Genomic DNA, 17022 nt, shown 5'->3' with positions numbered 1-17022 from the left:
GAACACCACCATGCCTGCCTCTGCCAAAGCGCGTATTGCCGACATCGAGCAGCGTCTGCTGCTTGATGCCATCTACCACCACTACCACTACGATTTTCGGGAGTACGCGCAGGCGTCCCTGAAGCGGCGGCTGCAAACCGCGCTAACGCAGTTCGGCTGCAAGACGCTATCGCAGTTGCAAGACCGCGTGCTGCATGAACCGGCGGTATTCACCGCGCTGTTGCAGTTCCTGACCGTGCAGGTCAGCGACATGTTTCGCGACCCCGGCTACTTTCAGGCGCTGCGCACCGAGGTCATTCCCATCCTGCGCACCTACCCGTCGATCAAAGTGTGGGTGGCCGGATGCAGCGCCGGCGAAGAGGTCTATTCGCTGGCCATCCTGTTGGCCGAAGAGGGCTTGCTGGACCGCGCGCTGATCTACGCCACCGACATCAACCCGCATGCGCTGCGCGCCGCCGAGCAAGGCGTGTTCGACCTGGACCGCGTAGCCGCGTTTTCCAGCAACCACGCGCGCTCGGGCGGGTTGAGCTCGCTGTCTGACTACTACACGGCCCGATACGGACGGGTGGTGTTCGACAAGCGGCTGCGCGAGCACATGGTATTTTCCGATCACAGCCTGGCCACCGACAGCGTGTTCGCCGAAGTGCACTTGATATCGTGCCGCAACGTGCTTATCTACTTCGAGCGCGACTTGCAAAACCGCGCGCTGGGCTTGTTCCATGACGCACTGGTGCACCGCGGCTTTCTTGGCCTGGGCTCGCGCGAATCCCTGCGGTTCACGGGGCAGGCCGACAACTTTGACGACTTTGTGCTTGAAGAACGCATCTACCGCAAAAAGGCGGGGCTGTGAGCTCGGGCGCGCCGACCCTTCCGGCAAGCGCGGCGGCAAGCGCGGCGACAAGGACGCCGTCGGGCCCGTGGGACGCCATCGTCATCGGCGGCTCGTCGGGCGCGCTTGACGCGCTGAACGTGCTGATTCCCGCCTTGCCGGCGCGCCTGTGCGCGGCCGTGATCATCGTGCTGCATTTGCCGCGCGACCGACGCAGCCTGCTGGTGGATATTTTTCGTGAACGCTGCGCCTTGCCCGTGCTGGAGGCGGAAGATCAGCTTTGGATACAGCCGGGTCATCTGTACTTCGCGCCGCCGGATTACCACCTGTTGGTGGACCAGGGGCCGCGATTGGCGTTGTCGGTCGGCGCGCCCGTGTATTTTTCACGGCCGTCGATTGACGTCTTGTTTGATTCGGCTGCCGACTGCTTTGGCGACCGGCTGATGGGCATCCTGCTTTCCGGCGCGAACGAGGACGGCGCGCAAGGCCTGGCTGCCATTCATGCCGCCGGCGGTCGCACCGTGGTGCAGTCGCCGTCGTCCGCCTCAATGCCCACCATGCCGCAAGCGGCGTTGGCCCGGCACGCGGTTGATGACCAACTGGCCCCCGACGAGATCGCCGCGATGCTTGCCCGCTTGCCGACGCAGCCCGCGCTGTAACCCTTACCCCCCGCTTTGACACCATGTTCCTGACATCTGCCAAACCGCAAGAAGAAAGAATCAAATGCCTGCTCGTCGACGACATTCCCGAAAACCTGATCGCGCTGGAAGCGCTGCTGCAAAATGAAAAGATCCAGGTGCTCAAGGCCCAATCCGGCCCCGAAGCGCTTGAACTGCTGTTGAACCACGGCGACGTCGCGCTGGCGCTGTTGGACGTGCAGATGCCCGACATGAACGGATTCGAGCTGGCCGAACTGATCCGGGGCAGCGAGCGCACGCGCCACATTCCGCTGATCTTCATCACCGCCGGTTCGCGCGAGCACAACTGGCAGTTTCGCGGCTATGAAAGCGGCGCCGTGGATTTTCTGTACAAGCCCATCGACCCGCACATGCTGCGCATGAAGGCAAACGTCTTTTTCGAACTGCATGAGCGCAAGCGCGCGCTGGCGCAGCAGCTGGAAGAGCGCACCGAAGCCTTGCGCATCAACGAGATGTTCATGGCCGTGTTGAGCCATGACCTGCGCACGCCCTTGCAGTCGATCGTGATGGGGGCGTCCCTGTTGCAGCGGCAGACGGACCCCGGCCGCGTGGCGGGCCTGGCCCAGCGCATGTTGCAAAGCAGCGAGCGCATGGCGCGGTTGATCGAAGACCTGCTGGACGTTACGCGTATCCGGCAGGCGGGCGGCTTGACGCTGGCCTCGGCCCAGCAGCGCATGGATGCACTGGTGCGCCGCACCGTGGACGAAGCGCAGACGGGCCGGCCCGACCGGCAGATCGAATGCGAATTCGTGGGCGACATGGCGGGCGTCTGGGACGGCGACCGCCTGTGCCAGGTGTTTGCCAACCTGATCGGCAACGCCCTGCATCATGGCGACCGCGACATCCCGGTGCATGTGCACGCCGACGGCACGGTGGCCGACCGCGTCACGGTCACGGTCAGCAACGGCGGCACGATTCCACCGGCGTTGCTGCCGCATCTGTTCAATCCCTTTCGCAGCGGCGAGCGTCGGGCTGACAGCCATAACGGGCTGGGGCTGGGCTTGTTCATCGCGCAGCAGATCGTGCTGAGCCATCACGGCCGCATCGGCGCAGAATCGCGTAACGGCGTGACGCGCTTCCGGGTGGACCTGCCGCGCGACAGCCAGCGCGGCGCGCCGGCGTAGATCGAAGCCGGTGCAGATTGAACTCGGCGTAGATCGAAGCCGGCGTAGATCGAAGCCGGCGTAGATCGTACCCGGCGCGGACCAGACCCCGGCGTGGGTCAGAACTCGGTCGAGACCGACAGCAGCACCGTGCGCGGTGCGCCGACGGTCAAGCCTTCCCGCGCGGCCGACTGCCAGTAGTTCTTGTTGAACACGTTTTCCACCGTCGCCCGCACCACCATCGGCGTGCCGCTGGCGTTGAACGCGTAGCGCGCGCCCAGATCAAAGCGCGTCCAGCCGGGAATCGTCTGCGTGTTGCCCACGTCGACATACTGCTGGCTGGTGCGCAACATGCGCGCCGTGACGGTCAGGCCGGGCAGAAAGGGCGTGTCCCATTCCGCTGCCGCGTTGAACTGAAAGCGCGGCACGGCCGGCGCCCAGTTGCCATCATTGGCACCGCCTTCGGTGCGCGTCAGGCGCGCGTCGGTATAGGCCACGCCGCCCAGCAATCGCACGCCGGGCGCGGCGTCGCCTTGCACCAAGAATTCCAGGCCGCGATTGCGCTGCTGTCCGTTGGATACGTAGCGGCGGGTGTCGGGGTCCAGAAAGCTGCTGGGTTTCTCGATCTGGAACGCGCTTAACGTCGTGGAGAATTCGCCAAAGTCGTATTTGCCGCCCACTTCGATCTGCTTGGCAATTTCTGGCGCGAACATTTCCCCCGCATTGATCGAGCCTTCGGGCGCGGTGCCGCCCTGGCTCAAGCCTTCGATGTAGTTGCCGTACAGGGACAGGCGCTGAGTGGGGCGCACGGTCAATGCGAAGGCGGGCGTGACGGCCGACTTGGCGTACTCGGATGTGCTGCGTCCGGTGGCGGCGTCAAAGTTGGTGGACTCGATGCGCTGGTGCCGAAAGCCCGCAATGACTTGCACGCGGTCATCCAGAAATGAGATCTTGTCGGCCAGCGCCACGCTGTACAGGCGCGACTCGCTGGTCTTGGGCAGGTCGCCCGGTCGCGCGATGTCCGGCTTGGGCAGGTCGGCCGGGTCGTACAGGTTTGAGAACACGGTGCGCGAACGGATGCGGGCCGACGAATAATCGATGTCCAGCGCGCTGGCGCTGATGGATGGCTCATGCTTGACGGCGCCGGTGTTAAAGCGCCCGCGCAGGCCGACTTCGCCTGTCTTGCTCAACAGGTTCTCGTTCAGCCGGGCCGGCACGGCGCCGATGTCGCCGTTGCCGTCCAGCATCAGCCAGCTGGTTTGCAGGCTTTCAAAGTCGTGCTTGCGCGCGCCGATGGCGCCGTACACCGTCCAGTCGGGCGTCAGGTCGTATTCGGCGCGCAGGGCGCCCGACCATTCCTTGGTCTTCCAATAGGTCCATGACGGAAAGAAGTTGCGGCGCGCGTCGGGCGCCGCGCCGATGTCCACGCCCGGCGGCGGCGGAAACAGCAAGCCGCTGCGCGCATCGGTGGTGCGGTTCTGGTAGTTGATATCGCCGTCCAGCCGGAAACGTTCGGCCTGGTAGTCCAGGCCCAGGGCCACGGCGCCCAGGTTTTCCTTGGAGCCGTCTTGCGGCAGGTCGCCACCGCTGCCGGCCACGTTCAGGCGCACGCCGAACTGTTGGGTGTCGCCATAGCGGCGCGCCAGGTCGGCGTGCACGCCAAACTGCGAGTCGCCGATGTAGTTGACGGAGTAGCGGTTAAGCGGCTCGGCGCCGGCGCGCTTGGGCACCAGGTTGATCGCGCCGCCCACCGAACCGTACGGTGCCATGCCGTTGAGCAAGGCGTTGGGGCCGCGCAGCACTTCCACGCGTTCGACGCCGACCAGCGAACTGGCGTTGCGCGGCGACACGCCGTACAGGCCGTTGAACGACACGTCGTAGTTGAACAGGGTGAAGCCGCGGATGTTGAATTCATCGCGTCCCGCGCCGCATGAATACGTGTTGCGCACCGATGGGTCGTTGACCAGTACGTCGCCGATGTTCTGCGCCTGCTGGTCCTCGATCAGCTTGGACGTGTATTGCGTGGCGCTGAAGGGGGTGTCCATGTCGCTCATGTTGCCCAGCAGGCCGATGCGACCGCCGCTGGCCACCTGGCCGCCTGCGTAGACGGGGGGCAGGCTGGTGTCCACGGCGCTGCCCGTGACGGTGACGGCTTCCAGCGTGGTGGCGCCAGCGGCGGGCAGGGCGGACAGCCGGAACTGGTTGGGCGCCTCGCGCGTGGCGCGCAGGCCGGTGCCGGTCAATGCCTGGGTCAACGCATCGGCGCGTGTATAGCGGCCCCGCACGCCGCCGCTCAGGCGGCCGGCCAGCAGGTCGGGCGGCGCGGCCAGCAAGATGCCGGTTTCATTGGCCAGCCGGGTCAGCACCTGGCCCACCGGGGCGGCGGGGATGTCGAACGACAGCAGGTCGGCGGCGGGCGCGGACTGCGCATGCAAGGTCGGCGCCCAGGGGGCGAAGACGGCGGCGATGGCCAGCGCCAGCGCTGGCGCGGAGGGAAAACGGTGAGACATGACGGAAACCTGTGCGCTCGTGCGAGGGGTCAATGAAGGAAGCGGGTGGAGAGGCAACGAAGCCGGCCAACGAAGCGGGCCAACGAAGCGGCCAACGAAGCGGGCTAACGAAGCGGCCTAACGAAGCGGCCAACGAAGCGGCCAACGAAGCCGGACAACGAAGCCAGACAACGAAACCGGACAACGAAACGGACGTTGCAAGAACTCTTGCTTCCTAAATCGAACGACGCATCGAAATGCGGAACCGCGCGCGCGAATATTTTTCAGGCATCGCGTGCTTCGATGCTGATCCACCAAGGCAAGGGGCGTTCCAGGCGGATGGGCAGCACCGAGGCCAACATGGCCAGCGCGCGGTCCACATCGGTAAGCGGATAGCTGCCGAAGACGGGCAGGCGGCCCAGCTCGGGCGACAAGCCCAGGTGGCCCGGGTGGTAGCGGCGCAGTTCGGCCACCACGTCGGACAGCGGCGTGCCGTTGGCCAGCAGCAAGCCCTGGCGCCAGCTTTCACGGGCGGGGTCGGCCGGCATCAAAGGCTGCAAAGCGTCAGCGGTAAAGCGCGCCTGCTGGCCCGCGTTCACGACCTCGCTGGCGTCCGAGCGCAACAGATTCACCCGCACCGCGCCGTCATACACCGCGACCAGCGTGCGCGCATCGCCCTGACTGACCGAAAAGCGCGTGCCCAAGGCTTGCACGCGGCCTTGGCCTGTTTCCACGAAGAACGGCCGCAGCGGGTCCTGGGCGGTATCGATCAGGATTTCGCCCGCCACCAGTTGCAGGCGGCGTTCGGTGTTGCGGTACGCCACGTTGAACGCGCTTAGCGCATTGATCCAGACCGTCGTGCCGTCGGCCAGTGTCACCTGCCGGGTTTCGCCCACGCCCGCCTGGTATTCGTTTCCCCATAGCGTGGCCAACGCGGACAAGGGCGTCTGGCGCCATGCGGTCCAGCCGATCCACGACAGCCCCAGCGCGCCGGCCAGACCCAGCACCACCTGACGGCGGCGACGGGGCGCATCGCTGCGCGCCTGGCGAAATGCCGTCACGGCGGCGTGACGGTCAGGGCTGGATTGCAAGGGGGTAAAACGGCGGTCGATACGTTCAACGTAGCTCCACGCTTGCCGCTGTTCGGCGCCCCGGTCCATCCATTGCCGCCATTGCTGCTGTTCGGCGGCGGACGCCTGCCCGGTGCGCAGACGCGCGTACCACTCGGCGGCTTCTTCCATGACGCGGTGCGACGGTTCGACAGCGGTCACGGCCGTCATGGCGATACGGGTGAGACGGGCGATACGGGCGATACGGGCAGTGCAGGCAGTGCAGGCGTTGCGTGCGTTGCGGGCAGTGCGGCGGCGGGAGACGCAACGCGTTCATCCGGTAGCCCGGCGGCCAGCCGCGCTTCCAGCTTCATGCAGCACAGCATGGCGCGCGCCACGTACTTGCGCACCATGCGCGCCGACACGTTCAGCGTGGCCGCCACCTCGTTATCAGTCATTTCGCACGCCACCGCCATGACGAATGCGTGCGCGACCTTGGGCGGCAGTTCGCGCAGCATCGTGTCGATTTCGCCCAGCGCTTCCAGGACCATCGCCTGGTCTTCGGCGGACGAAACGGTGGGTTCGGGTTGGGTGGCCAGCGCGTCCAGCCAAGCTTGTTCCAGGCTGCGGCGGCGCCAAAGATCCACGCACATGCCGTTGGCCATTTTGCGCAGATAGCTGCGTGCTTGTTGGGGGCTGTCGAAATGGCAGGGGCGGGTCAACAGGCGCACGAAGGCGTCGTGCGCCAGGTCGGCCGCATCCGCCGCGTTGCCCAGGCGCCAGTTCACCCAGGCCAGCAACCAGTGATGATGGTTGCCGTACAAGTGTTCGAAGTCCGTGGACAAAGGGGGTGCAGCGCTCAAGGGTCCCGCCCGCTCACGACAGGTGCCGGCATTAATGCTAATGCGAACACTTATCAATTATTTACCGAGGGCAGATTATTGCGCGGCGCCGGGCGGCTTGGCAACCCGGGCAAAAACCAGTGTGGTGTCGGGGCGTCACGGCCCAAGGATGGAACACGGACCACCGGCCCGAACCACCGGCCCGGACCATCGACCCAAACCACCGGTCCGGACCACTGGCCCAAACCACCGCCAACCCGCGTCCCGCATTGCGCGGGCGCGGGCTGCCGTTCTTCGCTAGCTCAAGCCGGCGTCAGCACGCCGTCGACCATGCGGGCGATCGACAAGGGGTTGGCGCGCTTGACGCCGTCGGGCAGCAGCGCGTCGGGCAGGTCCTGATAGCAGACCGGACGCAGGAAGCGGCGGATCGCCGTGGCGCCCACCGACGTCGAGGCCGGATTGGACGTGGCCGGGAACGGGCCGCCGTGCACCATGGCGTGGCTGACTTCGACGCCGGTCGGGTAACCGTTGGCCAGGATGCGGCCGGCCTTGCGCTCCAGCACGGGCAACAAGGACTTGGCCTGGGCCACGTCGGCATCGTCCACGAACAGGGTGGCGGTCAACTGACCTTCCAGGTGCTCGGCCACGGCCGTCATCTGGGCCACGTCGCGGCAGCCCACCACCAGCGAGGCCGGGCCGAACACTTCGGCTTCCAGTTCGCGCGATGCCAGGAAGCGGTCGGCTTCGGTGCCGAACACCACCGCGCCCGCCGCGTTGGCGGCCGGCTTGGACGCTTCGCCACGGCCCAGGGTGGTCACGCTGGCGTGCTTGGCCAGCGCATCGGCGCCTTCCTGGTAGGCCGCGAAGATGCCCGGGGTCAGCATGGTGGCCGCGCCCTTGGCGGTGACCGCCTCGGCGGCGGCTTTACGGAAGCGGTCCAGCGCCGGGCCTTCAACGCCCACGACCAGGCCGGGGTTGGTGCAGAACTGGCCCACGCCCATGGCCAGCGAATCCACGAAGCCCTTGGCGATGGCTTCGGCGCGCGCTTCCAAAGCGGCCGGCATCAGGAACACGGGGTTGATGCTGGACATTTCGGCGTACACGGGAATCGGCACGGGGCGGGCGTTGGCGGCGGCAACCAGCGCCAGACCGCCACGGCGCGAACCCGTGAAGCCCACGGCGGCAATGGCCGGGTGCGACACCAGCGCGGTGCCGATTTCGCTGCCGGCGCCAAACAGCAACGAGAACGTGCCTTCGGGCAAACCGTGCTTGGCGACAGCGGCCTGGATCACGCGGCCAACCATTTCCGAGGCGCCGGGATGCGCGTTGTGCGCCTTGACGATGACGGGGCAGCCGGCGGCCAGCGCCGACGCGGTGTCGCCGCCGGCCACCGAGAAGGCCAGCGGGAAGTTGCTGGCGCCGAACACGGCAACGGGACCCAGGGCCACGTTGGCCAGGCGCAGGTCGGCGCGCGGCAGCGGCTGGCGTTCGGGTTGTGCCGGGTCGATCGTGGCGTCCAGGAAGTAGCCGTCGCGCACGACCCGCGCAAACAGGCGCAGCTGGCCCACGGTGCGGCCGCGTTCGCCTTGCAGGCGGGCGACGGGCAGGCCGGTTTCCAGGTGCGTGCGTTCAATCAGTGCGTCGCCCAGCGCCAGGATGCCTTCGGCGATGCTTTCCAGGAACTGCGCGCGGGTTTCCAGCGGGGCGGCACGGTACGTGTCGAAGGCGGCGCGGGCCAGTTCGGCGGCGCGCGCAACGTCGTCGGACGAGCCGGCGGGGAAGGCCGGTTCCAGGCGTTCGCCCGTGGCCGGGTTGATGGCGTATTGCGCGGCGCCCGCGCCCAGGACGGCGGTCGAGCCGATCAGCATTTTGCCGGTCAGTGTCATGATGAATTCTCCGAAAAAAACGCCCCCGAGTCCGGGGGCTGATTGCAGTTCAGTCGGGCCGCTTACTGCGGGCCAAGCTTCTTGATCAGGGCGTTAAGCATTTCCATTTCTTCGCCGGTCAGGTCAGTCAGCGGCGCGCGCACCGGGCCGGCGTCGTGGCCGACCAGCTTGGCGCCGGCCTTGACGATGCTGACGGCGTAGCCGGCCTTGCGGTTGCGGATTTCCAGGTACGGCAGGAAGAAATCATCCAGCAAGCGGTTGGTGGTGTCCGAGTCCCCGGCAGCAATGGCGCGGTAGAAATCCATGGCGGTCTTGGGCACGAAGTTGAAGACGGCCGACGAATACACCGGCACGCCCAGCGCGCGGTAGGCGGCGGCATAGACTTCAGCCGTGGGCAGGCCGCCCAGGTACGAAAAGCGGTCGCCCATCTTGCGGCGGATGCGCACCATGGCTTCGATGTCACCAATGCCGTCCTTGAAACCGACCAGGTTCGGGCAGCGTTCGGCCAAACGTTCCAGGCTGTCGGCCGACAGGCGGGACTGGGCGCGGTTGTAGACGATGACGCCGATCTTGACCGACTTGCACACCTGTTCCACGTGCGCGGCGATGCCGTCTTGCGAGGCTTCGGTCAGGTAGTGGGGCAGCAGCAGGATGCCCTTGGCGCCCTGGCGCTCGGCTTCTTGAGCGTAGGCGATGGCGGTGCGGGTGGGGCCGCCTGCACCGGCCAGGATCGGCACCTTGCCGGCGCAGGTCTGCACGGCGGTGCGGATGACATCGGAATATTCCTGGGGCGCCAGGGAGAAGAACTCGCCAGTGCCGCCCGCGGCGAACAGCGCGGTGGCGCCATACGGGGCCAGCCATTCCAGGCGCGCGGCGTAGGTCTTGGCGTTGAAATCGCCGTTCTGGTCAAAGTCCGTCACGGGGAAGGACAGCAAACCTTCCGAAACAATTTCCTTGAGTTCCTGCGGGGTGGTCATAGCGCGATCGTCCGGTGTGGTCGCGGCCAGCCTGCTTGAGGGGGCTTGGCGCGAGGGGGGCGGTGGTGAAAAGGTAAGTCATCGTACAACACGTTTACACCCGTTTCAAGGGCGTCCGCTCTATGATTTCACTTGTAGACAAGGGGAAACCCGAAATTTATTTTTGACCGCGTTCAAGGATATTCTCACGGTTGTACGATAACGTTTTGGATGCCGGATTTACCTGCATCCCTATGCAAAAGGACTTTTCATGCAGGTTGCGCAACCCCAGGCGCCCGTGCTCATCAAGATACACGCGGATGACAACGTGGCCATCGTCGCCAATGAAGGCGGCTTGCCCGCCGGTACGGTGTTGCCCGATGGATTGCAGTTGGTGGACGCCGTGCCGCAAGGCCACAAGGTCGCGTTGCGCGATCTGGCCGAAGGCGATGCCGTGGTCCGCTACAACGTGGTGGTCGGTTACGCGGCCAAGGCCTTGCCGCGCGGCAGCTGGGTGAACGAACGCGTGACCACCATGCCGTCCGCGCGCACCTTGGAAGACCTGCCGGTGGGCACGCGCGTGACGCCGTTGCCGCCGCTGGAAGGCTATACGTTCGAAGGCTATCGCAATGCCGACGGCACCGTGGGCACGCGCAACATCCTGGCCATCAGCACCACCGTGCAATGCGTGCAGGGCGTGGTCGAACACGCCGTGGCGCGAATCCGCCAGGAACTGCTGCCGCGCTATCCCAACGTGGACGACGTGGTGGGCATCGAACACACCTACGGTTGCGGCGTGGCCATTGACGCGCCGGGCGCCGCCATTCCCATCCGCACGCTGCACAACATTGCGCGCAACCCGAACTTTGGCGGCACGTCCATGGTGGTCAGCCTGGGGTGCGAAAAGCTGCAACCCGAACGCTTGCTGGCCCCCAACGCCATTCCGATCCGCGCGGGCGAGGGCATGGGCAAAAGCGGTGATGACGTCGAAGGCGTCGACACCATCGTCTTGCAAGACGAAGAGAACGTGGGCTTTCAGTCGATGATCGACCTGATCATGCGCACCGCCGAACGCCATCTGCAAAAGCTGAACGCGCGGCGCCGCGAAACCTGCCCCGTGTCGGACCTGACGGTGGGCGTGCAGTGCGGTGGCAGCGACGCATTTTCGGGCGTCACGGCCAACCCCGCCGTGGGGTTCGCCACCGACCTGCTGGTGCGGGCGGGCGGCACCGTGATGTTTTCCGAGAACACCGAAGTGCGCGACGGCATCGACCAGCTGACCGCGCGCGCCGCCACGCCGGAAGTGGCCGACGCGCTGGTGCGCGAGATGGCCTGGTACGACGACTACCTGCAACGCGGCATGGCGGACCGCAGCGCCAACACCAGCCCGGGCAACAAGAAGGGCGGCTTATCGAACATCGTGGAAAAAGCGATGGGGTCGATCGTGAAGTCGGGCTCCTCGCCGATCCACGGCGTGTTGTCGCCCGGCAACCGGCTGACGCAAAAGGGCCTGATCTTTGCCGCCACGCCCGCCAGCGATTTCATTTGCGGCACGCTGCAACTGGCCGCGGGCATGAACCTGCACATCTTCACCACCGGGCGCGGCACGCCTTACGGCCTGGCGCAAGTGCCGGTGATCAAGGTGGCCACGCGCGACAGCCTGGCGCGGCGCTGGCACGACCTGATGGACGTGAACGCGGGGCGCATTGCCACCGGTCAGGCATCGATCGAAGACGTGGGCTGGGAACTGTTTCGCCTGATGCTGGACGTGGCCAGCGGCCGCCAGCAGACCTGTGCCGAAAAACTCAAGCTGCACAACGCCCTGGCGTTGTTCAACCCTGGGCCGGTGACTTGACGCGGCGCTGATCCGCGTCCAAGCCGGACCCTACGCTGACCGCATTGCCATCGCACTACACCGACAAGAGGAGACACCGATGGAGCATGCCCCCTTGGCCCAACCCGGCCGCCGTCGACTGCTGGGCGCCGCATTGGCGTTGGGACCGGCCGCGCTGGCCCAGGCGCAGTCGTTCAACTTCACGCCGCAGCAGCGCTACCCCGACCCGTCGGTGCGCATCCTGGACCCAGAGTTTTCCAAATACCGCATCTACAGCAGCAGCGTCGAGCAACTGGCCAGCGGCTTCCGTTGGCTGGAAGGCCCCGTCTGGGTGGGCGACGGCCGCTATCTGCTGGTGTCCGACATTCCCAATGACCGCATTCTGCGCTGGGACGAAACCACGGGTGCGATCAGCGTGTTTCGCCAACCGGCCAATTTCAGCAACGGGCTGGCGCGTGACCGCCAGGGGCGTCTGCTGGCCTGCGAGCACTTGACGCGCCGGGTCACGCGCACCGACTACGACGGGTCCATCACCGTGCTGGCCGACGGCTATGACGGCAAGCGCCTGAATTCCCCCAACGACATCGTCTGCCAGCGCAACGGCGCCATCTGGTTCACCGACCCGCCGTTCGGTATCGGCGGGCATTGGGAAGGCGACAAGGCAAAGCCCGAACTGCCGCATGGCGTTTACCGCATCGACCCGGCCGACGGCCGTGTGACGCGCGCGCTGGACGATCTGGCCGGCCCCAATGGCCTGTGCTTTTCACCGGACGAAAAAATCCTTTATGTGGTCGAGTCGCGCCATCAACCGAACCGCGTGGTGTGGGCGTATGACGTGGGCGCGGACGGCGCCTTGTCGGGCAAGCGCGTGCATATCGACGCGCAAGGCCCCGGCGCCATCGACGGCATCAAGTGCGACGAAGACGGCAACCTGTGGTGCGGCTGGGGCAGCAATGGCGCGCCCAATGCCAAGTCCGAAGAGCTGGACGGCGTGATGGTGTTCAACCCCGCCGGCAAGCCTATCGGCCACATCCGGCTGCCGGAACGCTGCGCCAACCTGTGCTTTGGCGGCGCCAAGCGCAACCGCCTATTCATGGCCAGCAGCCATTCGTTGTACGCGCTTTACGTGGAAACGCGCGGGGCGGCCTGAGTGCAGATGGGCTGAACGCAGGCCACTGAACGCAGGCCACTGAACGAAGGCCACTGAACGAAGGCCACTTTGTTTTTCGTGCACGGCGACGCAGGCGGGGCGCCGCGCCGGTTTTACCCCAGAACACCTCAAACAGTGTGGAGACAGCATGGACGTAAGCAAGAGACATTTCCTGGGCGGCGCCGCGGCGCTATGCCTGTCGCCGCTGGTGCCGGCATGGGCGCAGCAAGCCGGCGCATCCGCCGGTGGCAATGCGGCGAACTGGCCCACGCGGCCGGTGCGCATCATCGTGCCTTACCCGCCCGGGGGCTCGTCGGACATCATCGCGCGCATCCTGGCGCCGCGCCTGTCCGACGCGCTCAAGCAGACGGTGGTCGTGGAAAACAAGCCCGGCGCCAACGGCAACCTGGGCGCGGGCCTGGTGGTGCAATCGGCGGCCGAAGGCCATACCGTGTTGTTGTGCGATGTGGGCGCGCTGGCGATCAGCCCGTCCGTATACACGAAGCTGTCGTTTGACCCGTCCAAGGACCTGCGCGCCGTCAGCATGCTGGCGTATTCGCCGCACGTGCTGGCCGTGCATCCCGACGTGCCGGCCAAGACGGTTCAGGAACTGGTGGACCTGTCGAAGAAGCAGCGGCTGAATTTTGCCGTGACGGCGATTGGCAGCGCGCCGCACCTGGCGGCCGTGGCCGTGCAGCAGGCCACCGGCGCGCAGTGGGAATACGTGCCGTACAAGGGCGGCTCGCAGGCGGTCACCGACACCATCGGCGGCCAGACGCAGATCATCATGAACGGCCTGCTGGCCACGTTGCCGCACATCAAGGCCGGCAAGCTGCGCCCCATCGCCATTTCCAAGGGCGAACGCATGCAGCTGGTGCCCGATATCCCGACCATTTCCGAACAGGGCGTCAAGGGCTTTGAATCGGGCACGTGGCAAGGCGTGATGGCGCCGGTCACCACCACGGACCCGGTAGCCGAACGCCTGGCCGTGCTGCTGGCCCAGATCGTCAACCAGCCCGACGTGAAGGCGCAATTGAACGAGCAGGGCGCCGAGATCGTGACACGCAACCCGGCCGAGCTGACGCAGTTCTTCAACAGCGAACGCGCGCGTTGGGCCAAGGTCGTGAAAAGCGCGGACATCCGGCTGGATTGATCCGGGGCGCGGCGCGGGTGCTGGCCGGGTTGCTGGCTGGCTTGCTGGCTGCGGGCTGGCTTTGGGCTGGCTGTGGGCTGGCGCGGGCGGTGCGAACTGCACGCATCGCACGGACCGCACCGATCCCACGGCTTGCGAAGGCGGGGCGGATGGGCGCACACTCGTGCCAGGCTTGCCCCGCATTCGTCATCCTCTGGAGCCACGATGAAAGCCCTGATCCTGGCCGCGTCCCTGGCGCTGGCGGCTGGCCCCGCGCCGGCGCGGGACGGCGTGCCCAGCGTCCCGCAACCCCCCGCCTCCGCGCGCACCTTGCCTGACACGTGCCTGGGCACGTCATGCCCGAAGACGGTTGACCCGAACCGCAGCGGGCAACCCTGCCTGGGCACCTCTTGTGGCGGCACCGACTACCCGCCACCCGGCTCCCGCACCACGCCCGCCAACCCGCCGTGGAGTGGTCCGGCACAACCGAAACTGCCGCCGATGCCGTCGCGCTCGGGGCCGCCCGTTGGGCCATTGACGCCCGGCCCAGTGTTACCGCGTTAGTGTCGGCGACGCCCGCCGTGACACCATGTTGAAAAAATGCGTGACGATACTTGTTGCAGGGCAACACGGCCTGTTATCTTCCCGCCGATAACAAGATTGTTGCGTTTCTTTGCACCGGTCGCGACCCTGGGGAACCCATCCATGCCTGCCCGACTACGCCTTATGTCCGAGCCCGCCCCAGGGCCTGAACCCTTCTTGCTGGCTGCCGCCGCGCCCAAGCCCGCGCCGTCCACCGACGCCCTGGGGTGTTCGGCCAGCAAGCTGGTCATCAACCAGCATTTCGAAGGCGGCGGGCTGACGTTTTATCGCAAACGCACCGACAACGAACGCTTCGGCACCGTGGAGACGCCTGCGTCCGACCGGGGTTTTCTGGTGGGCGTGGCGATGCAGGGGGGCCACCGCCGCCGCATCCTGCAAGGCCAGCATGCAACGGCCCACGATTTCGACATCGGGTCGGTCTACATCCGCGACTTCAACGATGATTACCGCGCCGATCTGACCGGCGGTTTTGACTTTGTGCTGATTGAATTGCCGCGCGCCTTCATCGAACGCGTCAACGATGAAAAAGGCGGGTCCCGGGTCAGCAGCCTGCTGCCGCGCACGGGCAAGGGCGACCCCGTGCTGGCAAATCTTTCGCAAGTGTTGACGACGGTGCTGGCGCAGCCCGCGCCGGCCAACAGCTTGTTTGTGGAACACCTGAGCCTGACGATCGGTGCGCACCTGCTGGCGCATTACGGCGCTGGCGCCACGACCGGCTGGGAGCCCGCGGGCGGCACGCGCGTGCTGTCGCGCAAGCTGGAAGCGCGCGCCAAGGACATGTTGCTGTCGACCCTGCGCGAAGATTTGTCGATGACGGATATCGCCGAAGCCTGCAACCTGTCGCGCAGCTATTTCATCAAGGCCTTCCGCCAGACGGTAGGCACCACGCCACACCGATGGCTGCTTGAGCAGCGCGTGCAAAAGGCACAGGAATTGCTGCGGGTGCCGGGACAGTCGATTACCGACATCGCGCTGCTGTGCGGTTTTGCGGACCAGGCCCATTTGAAACGCGTGTTCACCAGCGTGGTGGGCGTATCGCCGGGCGCTTGGCGCAAGGTGCACGCCTAGGGCGCCTGCCCGTTGTGCGATCATTGCTCTTTCGTACAAAGCAACACCCAAGTACGCAAGACCCACCGGCAGCCCGAAGCTATCTTGATAGCGTATCTTGCCGCTTTCTTCGGACTACCCGGACGTGAATCTCATGAATCGCCCAGCCATCGACCTTGCCTGCCGTCCGCCGGACTTGCCGGCCTTGCATGCGCAGGCGTTTCCCATGCTGACCGCCGCCCAGATCGCGCGGGCCACGCCTTACGGTGAGCCCATGCTGGCGCCGGCCGGCAGCGTGCTGCTGCAAAGCGGCGGCCAGGAGGCCGCCTTTCACATCCTGCTGCAAGGCACGGTTGAAGTGCTGGAATGCGAGGCCGACGGCGCCATGCAAAGCCTGCTGGTGCATCGCGATGGCGAATTTACCGGCAGCCTGGACTTGTTCACCGACCGCCCCAATGCCGTCACGGCGCGCGCCGCGTCGGACAGCCGGCTGCTGCGCCTGTCGCGCGAGGCCCTGGCGCGGCTGTTGCTGGCCGAACCCACGTTGGCGGACATCGTGCTGCGGGCGTTCATGCTGCGCCGGATCAGCTATTTGCGCCAGCGCCCGTATGGCGGCGCGATCCTGCGGTCGGCCATGGGGGTAGGGCGGGTGGACCCGGTGTTGGACCTGGCGGTTATCGGCGGCGGGCCGGCCGGGTTGGCGGCCGCCGCCTATGCCGCGTCCGAGGGGCTGCACACCTTGCTGGTGGGCGGTTCGCTGTGCGGGGCGCAAGCGCCGGGCGCCTACGCCTTGCCCGCCTTCCCGGGCACCCTCACGGGCTTGTGCGATGGCGGACTGCTGCGCCGCGCCGAAACGCAAAGCCGCCATTTTGGATCGCACGTCATGCCGCAACGGCTGGCGACCGCGTTCGACAGCGCCAGCTATCCCTACCAGGTGTGGCTGGATGATGGCCAGGTGATCGAGGCACGCAGCCTGATCGTGGCCACCGGCCTGGCCGAAGACGGATCGGGCCAGGGCAATACCGACTGGTTGGAGGGCTGCCTGGACACCGATGACCGGGGCCGCATCCACACCGGTCGCGCCGCGGCGGGCTCCATGCAGGCACGCGCCTATGAAAGCTCGCAGCCCGGCGTGTTCGCAGCCGGCTCGGTGCGCGCCGGCTGCGTGCCGCAAGTGCTGGCGGGCATCGCCGAAGGCGCGGCCGCGGTGCGCGTCGTGCACCGTTTCCTGGACGCCTCGGCGCACTAAGCCGGCGGCTCGGTCACTACGCCGGCGGTTCCACCACTGAGCACGCGGCTCGGTCATTAGGCCGGCGGTTCCACCACTAGGCCGGCGGTTCCACCACTAAGCCGGCGGTTCCACCACTAAGCCGGCGGCCCGCCCCTCACACCGGCGGGTCTCCC

General features: G+C 66.5%; 14 protein-coding genes. 9 read left to right on the top strand and 5 right to left on the bottom strand.

All coding sequences use genetic code 11. The annotated features are described in order from the left end of the window. The first annotated feature begins 10 nt into the window (after positions 1–10). The 3 genes from KYT87_RS14875 to KYT87_RS14865 are packed head-to-tail and all read left to right on the top strand — an operon-like array spanning position 11 to position 2651. Positions 11–850 (top strand): protein-glutamate O-methyltransferase CheR, encoded by an 840-nt coding sequence (locus KYT87_RS14875; RefSeq protein ID WP_046807058.1) that lies wholly within the window; start codon positions 11–13, stop codon positions 848–850. After that, complete coding sequence (locus KYT87_RS14870) at positions 847–1488, top strand: chemotaxis protein CheB (RefSeq protein WP_219990209.1); 642 nt, start codon at positions 847–849, stop codon at positions 1486–1488. The genes KYT87_RS14875 and KYT87_RS14870 overlap by 4 nt, the downstream gene beginning before the upstream one ends. A gap of 23 nt (positions 1489–1511) precedes the next feature. Next, a complete protein-coding gene (locus KYT87_RS14865; protein WP_046807060.1) occupies positions 1512–2651 on the top strand; it encodes a hybrid sensor histidine kinase/response regulator in 1140 nt (379 codons plus the stop codon). A gap of 98 nt (positions 2652–2749) precedes the next feature. Here the strand turns inward: KYT87_RS14865 and KYT87_RS14860 are convergent, their stop codons facing one another. The 5 genes from KYT87_RS14860 to kdgD all read right to left on the bottom strand — a co-directional run bounded on the left by KYT87_RS14860 (position 2750) and on the right by kdgD (position 9873). Further along, the gene (locus KYT87_RS14860) at positions 2750–5140 is read right to left on the bottom strand and encodes a TonB-dependent receptor (protein ID WP_219990208.1); all 2391 of its coding nucleotides are present in this window, start codon (positions 5138–5140) and stop codon (positions 2750–2752) included. A 263-nt stretch (positions 5141–5403) separates the two neighbouring features. Continuing rightward, complete coding sequence (locus tag KYT87_RS14855) at positions 5404–6399, bottom strand: FecR family protein (protein WP_219990207.1); 996 nt, start codon at positions 6397–6399, stop codon at positions 5404–5406. Beyond that, positions 6396–7031: a sigma-70 family RNA polymerase sigma factor gene (locus KYT87_RS14850; RefSeq protein WP_370638712.1), complete on the bottom strand. Its 636-nt coding sequence runs from the start codon at positions 7029–7031 to the stop codon at positions 6396–6398. Before KYT87_RS14850 ends, KYT87_RS14855 begins: the two co-directional genes overlap by 4 nt. A 281-nt stretch (positions 7032–7312) precedes the next feature. Further along, positions 7313–8896 (bottom strand): aldehyde dehydrogenase (NADP(+)), encoded by a 1584-nt coding sequence (locus KYT87_RS14845; protein WP_046807063.1) that lies wholly within the window; start codon positions 8894–8896, stop codon positions 7313–7315. 62 nt (positions 8897–8958) lie between these two features. Continuing rightward, positions 8959–9873, bottom strand: coding sequence for a 5-dehydro-4-deoxyglucarate dehydratase (gene kdgD / locus KYT87_RS14840; RefSeq protein ID WP_046807064.1), 915 nt, complete (start codon positions 9871–9873; stop codon positions 8959–8961). A 250-nt stretch (positions 9874–10123) separates the two neighbouring features. Between kdgD and garD the strand changes: the two genes are divergently transcribed. The 6 genes from garD (at position 10124) to KYT87_RS14810 (ending at position 16867) form a co-directional block, all read left to right on the top strand. Further along, positions 10124–11707 carry a galactarate dehydratase gene (gene garD, locus KYT87_RS14835; protein ID WP_104145779.1) on the top strand — a complete coding sequence of 528 codons (1584 nt, stop codon included), beginning with the start codon at positions 10124–10126 and terminating at the stop codon, positions 11705–11707. A gap of 79 nt (positions 11708–11786) precedes the next feature. Next, on the top strand, positions 11787–12836 hold the full coding sequence (locus KYT87_RS14830; protein WP_104145778.1) for an SMP-30/gluconolactonase/LRE family protein: 1050 nt from the start codon (positions 11787–11789) through the stop codon (positions 12834–12836). Positions 12837–12984: 148 nt separating this feature from the next. Beyond that, the gene (locus KYT87_RS14825) at positions 12985–13989 is read left to right on the top strand and encodes a tripartite tricarboxylate transporter substrate binding protein (RefSeq protein WP_046807067.1); all 1005 of its coding nucleotides are present in this window, start codon (positions 12985–12987) and stop codon (positions 13987–13989) included. Between the two features lie 204 nt (positions 13990–14193). Next, positions 14194–14532, top strand: coding sequence for a hypothetical protein (locus KYT87_RS14820; protein WP_219990206.1), 339 nt, complete (start codon positions 14194–14196; stop codon positions 14530–14532). Between the two features lie 141 nt (positions 14533–14673). After that, positions 14674–15639: a helix-turn-helix transcriptional regulator gene (locus KYT87_RS14815; protein ID WP_255593162.1), complete on the top strand. Its 966-nt coding sequence runs from the start codon at positions 14674–14676 to the stop codon at positions 15637–15639. A 133-nt stretch (positions 15640–15772) separates the two neighbouring features. Then, on the top strand, positions 15773–16867 hold the full coding sequence (locus KYT87_RS14810) for a Crp/Fnr family transcriptional regulator (RefSeq protein ID WP_104145794.1): 1095 nt from the start codon (positions 15773–15775) through the stop codon (positions 16865–16867). Positions 16868–17022 lie beyond the last annotated feature (155 nt).

This window comes from Achromobacter sp. ES-001 (genome assembly GCF_019448355.1).
Lineage (GTDB): Bacteria > Pseudomonadota > Gammaproteobacteria > Burkholderiales > Burkholderiaceae_B > Achromobacter > Achromobacter spanius_B.
This window is presented reverse-complemented; position numbering and strand designations above follow the sequence as displayed.